10 protein-coding genes are annotated in these 12,093 nt (G+C 37.5%); all 10 read left to right on the top strand.

Translation table 11 applies throughout. The features are described from left to right. The first annotated feature begins 41 nt into the window (after nt 1-41). A complete protein-coding gene (locus tag EIZ58_RS25540; protein WP_134703805.1) occupies nt 42-335 on the top strand; it encodes a Dabb family protein in 294 nt (97 codons plus the stop codon). A 537-nt stretch (nt 336-872) separates the two neighbouring features. Then, nucleotides 873-1,568: an ABC transporter ATP-binding protein gene (locus tag EIZ58_RS25530; RefSeq protein ID WP_134703803.1), complete on the top strand. Its 696-nt coding sequence runs from the start codon at nt 873-875 to the stop codon at nt 1,566-1,568. Beyond that, nucleotides 1,565-2,785, top strand: coding sequence for an ABC transporter permease (locus tag EIZ58_RS25525; protein ID WP_134703802.1), 1,221 nt, complete (start codon nt 1,565-1,567; stop codon nt 2,783-2,785). The genes EIZ58_RS25530 and EIZ58_RS25525 overlap by 4 nt, the downstream gene beginning before the upstream one ends. A 14-nt stretch (nt 2,786-2,799) precedes the next feature. Further along, nucleotides 2,800-3,471, top strand: coding sequence for a hypothetical protein (locus EIZ58_RS25520; protein ID WP_134703801.1), 672 nt, complete (start codon nt 2,800-2,802; stop codon nt 3,469-3,471). A gap of 192 nt (nt 3,472-3,663) precedes the next feature. Beyond that, nucleotides 3,664-4,314 (top strand): restriction endonuclease, encoded by a 651-nt coding sequence (locus EIZ58_RS25515; protein WP_134703800.1) that lies wholly within the window; start codon nt 3,664-3,666, stop codon nt 4,312-4,314. A 290-nt stretch (nt 4,315-4,604) separates the two neighbouring features. After that, nucleotides 4,605-7,652 carry an NACHT domain-containing protein gene (locus EIZ58_RS25510; RefSeq protein WP_134703799.1) on the top strand — a complete coding sequence of 1,016 codons (3,048 nt, stop codon included), beginning with the start codon at nt 4,605-4,607 and terminating at the stop codon, nt 7,650-7,652. Between the two features lie 471 nt (nt 7,653-8,123). After that, nucleotides 8,124-8,318 carry a hypothetical protein gene (locus tag EIZ58_RS25505; protein WP_134703798.1) on the top strand — a complete coding sequence of 65 codons (195 nt, stop codon included), beginning with the start codon at nt 8,124-8,126 and terminating at the stop codon, nt 8,316-8,318. Between the two features lie 15 nt (nt 8,319-8,333). Then, on the top strand, nt 8,334-9,035 hold the full coding sequence (locus tag EIZ58_RS25500) for a PIN domain-containing protein (RefSeq protein ID WP_167577965.1): 702 nt from the start codon (nt 8,334-8,336) through the stop codon (nt 9,033-9,035). A 123-nt stretch (nt 9,036-9,158) separates the two neighbouring features. Continuing rightward, nucleotides 9,159-11,042: an AAA family ATPase gene (locus EIZ58_RS25495; protein WP_134703796.1), complete on the top strand. Its 1,884-nt coding sequence runs from the start codon at nt 9,159-9,161 to the stop codon at nt 11,040-11,042. Next, complete coding sequence (locus EIZ58_RS25490) at nt 11,026-12,033, top strand: hypothetical protein (RefSeq protein ID WP_134703795.1); 1,008 nt, start codon at nt 11,026-11,028, stop codon at nt 12,031-12,033. Before EIZ58_RS25495 ends, EIZ58_RS25490 begins: the two co-directional genes overlap by 17 nt. Nucleotides 12,034-12,093: the final 60 nt, after the last annotated feature.

Below are 12,093 nucleotides of genomic sequence, written 5' to 3'. Positions count from 1 at the left end.
ATGAAGCTTAAGGTAACACTTTTGATGAAAAGAGGATGAAAATGATTGATCATGTCGTAATAGTTAAATTTAGTGATTCGACAACGGATGAACAGATGCTCGAAGTTTGTAACAAGTTTAAGTTATTAAAAGGGAAAATACCTGGGATTATTGACGTTCAAGCGGGTCGTACGTTTTCTGTTCATCATCAGGGCTATCAAGTAATGTTGACTGCTAGGTTCATAGATAAGGCTTCTTTAGAGAACTATGGGCCTCATCTGGAACATCGAGCCGTTGCGTCTTTCATTCGAGAAGTAGGAAGAGTGGACAGTATTGTGATGGATATTGAGATTTAATAAGCACCTGGATAAGGTGCTTTATTGCCGGCAATAAAAGAAAAGCATAAGTTAAAAGTTAAACTTTTGAATAAAGTAACAGCCTTCACATGCTCTACCAATTTGCTTTCCAGTTTGTTCATTTAGATAGTAAACCTCGTCAGCTCCGCAAACAGGACATTCCACAGAATGCAATGCCTTTCTAGGACCAAAATGCTCATCAAGTAAGTCATGAAAACCCCTTAACATAGCTATCACCTCAATCTTAGTTTTCATCATTCTAACAGAATGTGAAGGAGAAGTTAGACGAAGCTTGTCATCAAGTTCATTGTTTTTAACGACAAAATTAGCTAGTAATGCAAGTAGTGAGGCTAGTAGCTTGCCACTCGCAGAAAATGTTGGCGATATTCTAAATTTTAAACTCGGCCGCACCAACAAGCAGAGCCTAAGAAAAAACCGGTGCTCGTCACCGGAATTCCCTTTTATGCATAAGAGCTTAGCATTCTAGTACATTCTGGTATAATAAACGAATAACAAAATGTAGTAGAAGGGACCAACATGATTCGATTATCCGGTATCACGAAAGAAGTTACTCAGGGGGGCACTCCTGTTTCGATTCTTCAATCGATAGACTTACATATTGCTGCAGGTGAGTTTATTTCCATTATGGGGCCTTCAGGCTCGGGAAAATCGACGTTATTAAATATACTAGGATTGCTAGATGAACCTTCTTCTGGAGAATATAGTTTTGAGGGATCTCAGGTGAATAATCTTAGCAGCAATAAGCAAGCCATGTTTCGCAATGATAGAATAGGATTTGTTTTTCAGTCGTTTATGCTGATCCCTCGGATGAGTGTAAAAGAGAACGTGATCTTGCCTCTGCTTTATACCAATGTGAGCAGAAGAGAACGGAATAACAGAATGGAAGAGGCATTGAAGCAAGTGGGGATGCTGGAAAAGGCCAAGGAGCCTATTATCAATTTATCCGGTGGACAGAAGCAGAAGGTCGCCATCGCTCGTGCGATTGTCACGGATCCCGATCTGATTTTAGCTGACGAACCGACGGGAAACCTGGATCAAAAATCTAAGGAAGATGTGTTGCAGATTTTCAAGTCGCTCCATCAAAGAGGAAAAACGGTCGTTCTGGTTACGCATGATTTGGAGGTAGCCCAGGTTGCTCAAAGAGTGATGACGATGAGGAATGGACAGTGGCTTGAGCCGAATTTGAAGCAGAAAGTAGGTTCGGTTCGATGAGCTTCTTTCATTCGTTAGGGATGGCGTGGAGTGGACTATGGAATTATCGGGTTCGTACATTTTTGGCTATGTTAGGGATTGCGATTAGTTCTTTGTTGGTCATCTTTTTGGTGACGGTATTATACAATTTCAAAACAAGCTTAGTTGGACAAATTCAGGGAGTAGGCGTTCAGCAGATTGTTGCTGTACCAGGGAAGCTGCTAAACAATCGGGCAATGGAGGCAGATCTGTCTAGTTTTCTCTCCTTTACCTCTATTTCTAGCACCTTAACGTATCAAGATGCCCAAGATGTGAAAGAGCAAGTTCCGGATGTGGAAGCCGTCGCTCCACAAATTGAAACCATCACCGCGGCGAGGATGTCGGGTGCTCATGGTGAGGTGATTTATACAGGAACAACGACTGATTATGCCGAGATCTTTACGCTGGAGCTGGAGGAAGGAAGATTTTTTACCGCACAAGATGAAGAAGAGGAAGCCTTGGTTGTGGTTTTGGGCCAAACAGCGAAGCGTGCCCTGTTTGGCGAGAACCCGGCTGTAGGCCAAACGATAAACATCAAAGGATTAGACTTCACCGTGATCGGTGTATTAAAGGAAAAACAGCTAATCGGGTTTAATTTTAATGAGCGCGCTTATGCTCCTTATAAGGTTGTGAGCGATACGGCAAATTTGCAAAACGCCTCGATGATCTTCTTTAAATCGACTACGACCGAGAGAATAGAGGAGGTTGAAAAGCAAATAGACGGGGTTATCGTGAAAAATCACGGAACAAAGGATTTTAATTTATTGAAGCCAGATGAGGCCTTACATCTGATCGATACCATTATGAAACTAGTCACAGCAATTACAATAGGGATTACCGGTATCTCCTTTTTGGTTGGAGGCATTGGGATCATGAATGTGATGCTGCTGACGGTAAAGGAAAGAACGCGTGAAATTGGGATTCGGAAAGCCGTAGGCGCCCGGTGGTGGCATATTCTTCTTCAATTTTTAGCGGAAGCAGCCTATATCAGCTTTTTCGGTTGTCTGATCGGATTGGCCTCAACCTATGGGCTTTTGCAGATGCTTCATGCTTATTTTCCTGTGATTTCGACTGAGTTACCTTACGAGATGGTGGGCATTAGCTTAGTTTTTTCTGTTGCTTTAGGGTTAGTGTTTGGGGTTATCCCAGCGGTGAAAGCCATGCGGATTAAGCCGATTGATGCTTTGCGGTATGAGTAAAGGAAGGAGAGCCTATGAAAAAAGGAAATGGAATAGGAATTCTTTTATTGTCTATGATGTTAGTGATCACTGGCTGTTCGTCGGATGGGGATAAACCATCCCTTTCCTTGCAGAAGGCCGAAGGTATGGGTGCAACGGAAAAGCATAATCCACCAGAAACAAGAGGAGCAGTAAAGGAAGTAGTGGAGTTGAAACCAAAAGAGACTGAGACATCAAGAAAAGTGGAGTCTTCCAATCAGGTACCTGCTATGGGGGGCTCTACAGAAGCTCAACCCCCTGCAACATCTATTAACAAGGTAGCTCTACAAACTAGTGGTGCAATCCAAGCAGCATCTAATCAGCCAACGGAAGAGCAAATTAAAGCCAAATACACGAAAGAACTTGTAGCCTTACAAGGATATTACAAGAGTCAATTACAAGTACTGTATCAAGGTGCACTTGCCGATATTAAAGCCAACGCCCAATCCAAAACCGCTATCTATAACAAATATGCCCAGCGGGGAACCACCCTTGAAGAAGAATCACAGGCTAAGGTCAACCAAGTCCTACAGGCAATGAAAAACGAACTCAAGACACATCATTATCCCGTTGATACCGTAGATAGTCTAAGGAGTTCATATTACGCAGAACTAAACAAATCCAAAAGCCAAGCCATGTCCCAAGTCAAGCAAGCCCTCGGTTTTTGAGAGAGTGCCTGTCACCACCCGGATTTTGTCGAGGGCGGTGATATTTTTTATTTTGGTTTATGAAAGAGAATGATTTTCAGTATTGTAGGGTGTTAAGTTGAATTTATGCAAAAAAAATGAAGTGGAAGTCATACGGGCATTAATGAGAACAAATTTAGCATTATATTTTCACCACTTTGTTGGAGGTTAGCTATGGCGAGAACGTACCGGAGTGAAGGAAGAAATGTTGTTAATTTATCTAGGGGCTTATTAGTAATTGCATCCTTATCCTTTTACTTTTACATATTAGAAAGTAATAATTTTTTCGTCCTGTTAACACTCTTGTTATTATGTATGGTTGCCGCCGAATTGATTGGGGCAGTTTGGACTAGAAATAGAAGAACTAAATCAAAGAAAAAAAAAGAGCAAAAAAAGGCCTCAGGGAAATTGTTGAAAAAAGCGTTAACAGATCAAGAGTTGTTAATTGCAAAAGTTGATGATTTATCTGGAACAGACTTTGAGAGATTAATGGAGATGTATTACATAGATAAAGGATATGAAGTAAAGCGAATAGGTGGTTCTGGTGATCATGAGGTAGATTTAATATTGAGAGATAAAAAAGGTTATACCATTGCCGTTCAATGCAAAAGGTGGAAACAGGATGTTGGTAACGACATTGTTTTGCGCTTAAAGGCAGGTAAGCAGGTACATAAGTGTTATGATGCATGGATCGTAACGACTAGTCATTTCACGAAGTCTGCTCAAGAAGCAGCGAAAGCTCTAAATATCCGGTTGATAAATGGTGCACATACACAAGACATGATAGCAAGTTGGAGGAAGGAAAGGTTGAAGAAGGTTAGGTGAGTTGTATGCCTAGTGAGTGTTTGTGGTGAAGTTGGGATTGGACTTTTCTGTGACGACATCCTATTGTGACAATATCTTAGTGATACTGAATTCATGGAATGTGATCGTTTCTTAGTAGCGCCCACATAACTTGAAGAGACCGCTTAGTAGAAAGAGAACATATACCCTTCTAATTTTGTATTATGGAATAAGGGCATTAGTCTTTGTTAGGGGTATTTGATAAAGATTTTACGAACAGTGTTTTAGGGTTACGTATAGTGCGATTCTAATATTCAGTAGGAGGCTTTACCATGGATATAGAGGTGCTTATCAAAGAAATTCAAAAACATCATATTGTTTCAGAAACAGAAGTCAGAACCAAAGTGGCTATTCCTATTTTTCAAGCTTTAGGGTATTCGGATTACAATAGGGCTGAAGAATTCCCTATCTATGGTTATGATGGTCGTAAACAACTGAACACGAAATTTGCTGATCTTTTATATTTTAACAGTAGTGAATATAATAAACATCGCTCGAGAGAAGAACGGCATTGGGTCAAAGATCATTCCCTTTTAATTGTTGAATTGAAGAAACCGACAGAGTCAATGGAAGCACAAGGTCAGGCGGAATTCTATTCCATGTGGGCAAGAGCCCCATTCTACGTAATTACAAATGGAAATGAATTTGCTGCATATCTTGTTGAAAGCAATTTTAACGATACTTTAATACTGCAATGTAGAGTAGAGGAATTGCCGAAGTATTGGCACGTTATGAATCAATGGCTAAATCGAGAGGTTGTAGAGAAATACTGTGAAAAGCATCAAAGAATTTTGGATCACGAATGGATTTATGAAGACTATATCAATGTTTCAATTATCGGGTTGGGGGCCCAACTCCAGGACGCATTGGCTCGAACTCTGAGTAATAATCAGAATAGGACCTCTTTCGCCTTTCCAATTAAATTAAGCGGAAAGATAGATGGAGAATCCTTCTGGTCAGAGCCTTATACTAGGCTTCTTCAAGCCCAAAATCCAGTGGTTGTACTTGCAGAACCAGGAGGTGGAAAGACTTATTTGCTACAGATGATTGCTAGGGAGTTATTAAATTCTCATGTGGTCAAATCTTCTTCTCCTATTCCTGTTTTTCTTAGTGCAAAGTACTGGAATCGATCTTTTAAAAGTATTATTGAGGGAATCTATAATGAATTGTATCCTCTTTTACCCACTATAACGATTTCGGCAGTGGCAGAAGATTTTAGAAAAGGATCCTATATTCTTTTAGTTGACGGATTGGATGAGGTTATGGATTCTGCTGATACTCTTTACCAAGAGTTATTGAAATATGCACAAATTCCAGGAATACATATAATAGTGACATGCAGAATTCATAGATACCACGAAGAATTACGGGAACGTTTCAGTACATGTACTCTTGATCCCTTAACGAATGACCAGGTTGAGAATTATGCAAAGGATGTATTAGGAGAAAACCGATTTTTATATCGGGTGGGGTCTTCCATAGCCAATTTAGTCCAAAATCCCTTATTTCTTTATATGACGGTACAGGTGATGAAGCACTCTCCAAATGGCGAATTGCCGAATAACCGAGCCGAACTTTATTCAATTTATACTAGATTTCTTCTGTCTGAATGGAATAAGTCTAAGGCTCTATCTGACAATCTTCTGGGTCAGGCTACTAAGGAAAAAATCCTTAGTGGATATGCAGTAAGAACCTTTAGAAAAGGGGGAGACCATCATATTTTTAACGAAATAATCTGCACCTATTTTTCACTCGATCGACTTGAGGATGTAAATGAGTATTTACTGAATTCCGGTATTTTACGTCTTGATCGTTATGGGCCGGAGTTTTACCACCCATCTTTTCATGAATACTATGTGGCATTATATTATGCTAACCAGCCTGAAGAAGAAATAATGGAGTTTATTCAAAATCACCATAATAATAGGTCTTATAAGGAATCCTTTGTATTTTTGGCAGGTATACTTCGTGAAGAGGATCGCCAATCTCTCCTTTTGGATTATCTTGAGGAAAATAATTTGTACTTGTTTAGACTCTGTCTACAAGGAAGATTTAAAAGAGATGAACAGATTGAATGTTACTGGCCACGTGATTATGTGATGAAATATTTAGAACAGGTCAAAACTAGTTATTATAGAATTATCAAAAGCCATTTCAGTCTATTGATGGACGCATTTAATCCTTGGAAAGTAACTGAAAATAGTGAAGATTCAGCTTATAATCTGGCAATTGAAGGAAGCATGGATCCAACTATACCGGCAGTATACTATCATTTTTTTCTTCTTCCCTCTGATTCGGAACAACCAATTATTCAGGTGAGTACTTTTAGAGGAAGCCCTAGGATTGGTTTTCCGTCTAAAGATGGGGTGACCGAAATTGTTCCCATTTCATTAGCATTTAATGATGAATATATGTTTTACGATCTTAGACAGTCTGCGTTAGGGATTGATTCTGCTCGTGAAGTGGCATTAGCTGCAGTCAAAAGGCAGCTTAACAAAATTATTAAAGGACGCATGATCTTTTGGGGGGAAGATCATGCTCTCGGTTGTGAATATGTGGAAAATGTACTAAATAACTTATCTTCAATGAAATTGCTTCCCATCCCGAAAGATATGGTCGGATTATCTTTATATACCCACAAAATTGAAGAAATTATTACTGTTTTGCAGAAGTACTCAAATATTCGAGGATTTCAATACCCAAGTGGTGTTATCAAAGAAATAAATGTTCCACTTATGCTGTTTTATCTTTTTCGTATGAAAGAACAAAGAGTTAATATCCAAGATTGTTTGCTTCCACCACCTAACATAAGTTGGGAAGACATTCCTGATAACGAGTGCTATGTTTGGAGTATTTGGAGTGATGAACAACTATGTATTAGAGTGGGAAAGTTTTATGACTATTTTCAGCAGTCATACCGACAGCTTGTGGAATCTTGTTTTCCTAATCTAAAGCATCAATTATATTTTTACCAGGTAGGTCCTGTTAGATTTCATGCAACTGTTTATCTAAAAAGAGATAATGAGGATGGTAATGCCGGAGGATATGTGAATCTTACTTGGGAGCCAGTACCTGTTGGTGAGGATAATACCACATATGTCCAGTTTAATAATAAAGAGCTCCAAGAGTCTTATGAAGCTCATACAGAAGAGTTCCAAAGAATTAGAAGACAATTGAGAGAACTTGGACGTGATTTTGACCTAATAACTACTGGTGGGGGTACACTTATTGGGAGCTACTTAGGAACGGAAGATTTACTATATAAGGAGGTATATGAGCAGCTTGTGAAGGATCTAGAGAATTTACTTGGAAATTTTTGATTGAGAATGGAGATGTTACCAACAAGAATAGGACTAAACTAAAGAGACTGGACTCCTTTAGATCGAATTTGGTCGAAAAGTAGGAGTTAGTTAAATGACTAAATAGTTTTTGCAGTGATCATTTAGGAACGAATATTCGCTAAATATCCGGTAACATGAATGTAGAGCCTTATTTTTGGGATAGGAGGGTTATTTGACACTTCCTTGCTCCAGAGATGGCTAGGATACTCAGATCTTAACGGAGAGGTGAGAATATGAAAACTTGGAGTAAGGTAGAAGTATCTGATCATATCCATATCTTCAACAGTTTATTCCGAAATTTAACGACAAATTTGGCAATATATGCTATTATGGGGATATATGATACTATAAATCGACTTAAATAGACGACATCATTTCCATATTGTGTAAGACTTCGACACCCTATTGTATCTATGATATTCATAGAATAATAGATTGGGGGTGATGGAAGTGGATGGAAATAATGACGATAAGAACCAAAGGGAGGAAGAAAATATGGTTGCTACACCTATGTCTTTTACTAATAATGATCGGAAAATTATAAAAGACGGAAAAGAAATGACTTTGTCTGAATGGAGAAAGTCATTAGGAATTGTTAAATCCAAAGGTATATTGTTAACCGATATATACAAAGAGGGAAAATAAAACATGCAATCTATCTTGAGCTACGATGAATGTCTAGAAAGAAATTTCCGACAAGCGTCTATTTACCTTGATGCTTGTTTTATTTTGGCTTTCTTAGATGAAGAGCATCCTAGATGTAATGATGTATCTAATCTTGTAATGCAGTGGTATGATATGGGAATTGATAAAATTGGACTAAGTAATCATATTTATTCTGAAGTTGTGTTTAACCTTTTTAAAAATAGAATAATCCGTGTTCTAGAACTTTCCCATTTAATGGCAACCAGAAGAAAAGTTCTATCAGATGAAGAGGCGTTGGAGATTGGCGACATCTCAACTGCAAATTATCTTAGAGGCTTGGTTAGTAAAGATAAGTTAGAACGGATTGTCAATAAGAAAAAACCTTATCATATAGACGTTATGGAAATAATTAAGATTGTAAAAGTATCCAACAAACATAGGGTAAATTTAAGTATATATTATGATAGTGCGATTAATGCATATGAATCATTTGTACGTGATCTGCAAGAGTCATTTAATTTTGAAACTGATTTTCTTAATTCAGATTTTATATCTCAAATTGGTGCGAGTAGACTATCTACTAATTTCTTGTTAGATATATATGATGCGCTACATTTAGCAATTGCAGAACAGCATGGATATTCATATTTAGCAACTTTAGATAGTGATTTTACATACTTAACAGGAAACAAAACAGTTATACTTAAGATTGGATAACCACTACAATGTGCAAGTAGTGGTTATTTATATTAGTTTGTACGTCGGCTCCACTTTTTTGAATTCATATTCAGTTATTTTTGAAAATATTCCTTATATCTATATAGAGTTGGGGGGCAACTTATGGAACTATTATACCTATGGATTCAGGATTATTATGGAGTTATCAGAAAACAAGGATTCAACTTTAGTAGTAAGTACTCTTTTAATTATGACGTTCATTTAAAGGAGCTTTCCATGGAGGAAAATCCACATTATATTGAAGGTTTTTTTCAGGGAAAGATCTCTAATGTTACAGGTATTGTAGGGGAAAACGGAAGTGGTAAGTCGACTATATTAGATTTTATAAAGAATGAATTGGTTACTGATATGGGAGGAGTTCAACATAAAGCCATTATCATTTTGTCAGATAACATTGGTAGACATCTCGTATACCATCATACAGGGATAGCCATAGAAAAAGGAAATTATGCAGAGTATGGATTTCAAATCCATACGTACGAAGAGACGCAGAATGATGGTATTATTACTTATCCTTTCATTCCAGAGCTGAATAATTGCTTATTTGTCTTTTTTTCAAATGTATTTGATCACCGTAAAGAAAGTGAAGGTGGGAATTTAGCTAATATATCCACGAATCATCTCGTTCAATCCGATTTAAAGGAAGATATTCGTTTGAATATTGCTGATCCAGGAGCAAGTGAAGTTGAGATCCATAAGTTAAGTGAACTATATAGGCAAATAGAATTTATAGAGAAATTCTATTGGGAAGATAATCTTCTTCCTTTTAAAATACCTAATGAACTTTATGTTATTCCACGAAGACTTCCAATAGAAGGCAAGCTGATAGAAACGCTTAAAAGGGATTATCCTGATTATTTGAACTTACTCGTGAATATTTTTGCAGCGCTTAAGAAGGAGAGTTCTCAAAGAAACCCATATAATTGGTTCTTAAATAACTTTTACAGGACATTGATTATTAACTTTTTATATGAACATACTCACTATATTAAGGCTCTCAAATTAAAGGGTAAAGTATTAAAGGTTCAGCGGTTGAGAGGCCGAAATATCTATTACAAGATCAACTCTTTTTTTAGGTCTCTCTATGGTCAGGAAAAAAGAGGTGCCGACAGAGAATCGGTGATACGTCGCATCGAGGGAATTATAGGGATTATAGATTTTATTCGGGTCTCTGTCAAAAAAGAGGATATAGATATGGAAGGGCTAGGGTTTAAAATGCTATTAAATGATGCCAGTTCGAAAAGCCCTGGAGAGTTTAAAAAGTTTATAGCAAACTATAAAAGGTCTTTTGTTTTCAACAGATTTCTAGACTTTCAATGGCGTAATCTTAGTTCAGGTGAAAACGCATTATTAAATATCTATTCAAGATTCAATTCTGTTTCAAACTTAATAAGTGAGGATAAAAATTCTACATATTCAGTAACTGTTTTGATAGATGAAGGGGAGCTCTACCTTCACCCTCAATGGCAGAAGAGTTTTGTACAAATATTGATTTCATTTCTTCCAAAGCTATTTACTAATTGCAAAAGTATCCAAGTAATTATTACTTCTAACTCCCCTTTTATTCTCTCGGATCTTCCTCGCTCCCATGTGATATTTCTAAAAAAAGATGCAGAAGGAAGGACTGTAGTTGCTGGTCTTGAGGAACATAAACAAACTTTTGCTGCCAACATTCATACTTTGCTTGTGGATTCTTTTTTCATGCAGAATGGTTTATCAGGTGAATTTGCAAAAGAGAAGATTAATCGTTTGATTGAATTCATCATAAATTCTAGCCGATCGCAATTAATTGAGAAGCGGCATGAAGTGGAAAAAATGATAAACATTATAGGTGAACCGATTATTAGGAATAAACTTCTGCAGATGGTCAAGGATAAAATACCTTTTGAGATGATGGATATAAACCGACGAATAGAAGAATTGGAAAGGCAAGTCGAGCTTCTAAGAAAAGAAAAGGAGGGGAAGCCGAGTGATTCAGATCAATAAAGACGGAAGGGCAAACCTTGCAAGTTTAACGCAGAAACATCTGCGCTACTATAAGGATACGTTCTTTCCGGAGCTAGAGGATCTATCAAAGAATGAGCCTGATCTTCCAGTACGAGCGTTATATAGATATCTTAGAGCTAACATAGACAAAGTGGTAATAGGGGAGCCGTCAGTCTTAAATGATATTATCCTTTATGTTGAGCAATATTACGGAAGGGAGGTTAAATTGGCCAAAGAGACTTTAAAGAAGAAGTTATTTAAGTACGAAAATTTTCGGGATCGAAAGCCCTCTAAGAATGATCCGGAAAAATGGGGGGCATACCAATTGGTCAAAGAATTGAAAGTACAGGTATGTCCATATTGTAATAGGATGTATACTTCTACCATTCTTACTGAGAGTGGAAAAACGCGTCCAGCATTGGACCATTTCTTTGACAGAGCAACGTACCCTTATTTAGGTGTTTCCTTGTATAATCTAGTCCCTAGTTGCAATACATGTAACTCTAGCTTAAAAGGCAAGACGATGTTTAAGTTAGACACACACTTGCATCCGTATATGGAGGGCTTCGGTGACAAAATTAAATTTACAATTAAGCTGTATAGCGGTAACCAAAAGAATGCAATGGACTTTATACTAGGAAAGCCAGAAAAATATAATATTAAATTCAAAGTATCGGAAGAAGCTAGACAGAACAAAGCATTTCTCAAAAGAGCATTTAATAACGTCAAGGTTTTTAAACTAACCGAACTATACCAAACACACAAGGATTACGTAAGTGATATCATAAAAAAATCAATCATTTATAATGAAGATAGAATAAATGAACTTTATGACCTCTACCAGGGTACACTTTTTAGCAGCAAAGAAGAGATCAAGCAAATGATTGCTACCAATTACCTTGAAGAAAACGACCTGGACAAGAGAGCACTCTCCAAACTCACCAAAGACATCTCAGAAGAGCTCGGCCTAGGCACCCCCTCCTTCTTATAAGAGAGAAAGTTGGATTTGACTAGAATCAAATCCAACTTTCTTTTCGACAATTGCATATGA

The organism is Ammoniphilus sp. YIM 78166, assembly GCF_004522215.1.
Classification (GTDB): domain Bacteria; phylum Bacillota; class Bacilli; order Aneurinibacillales; family RAOX-1; genus YIM-78166.
Note: the sequence above shows the minus strand (reverse complement) of the source record. Positions and strands in the feature narration are given on the sequence as shown.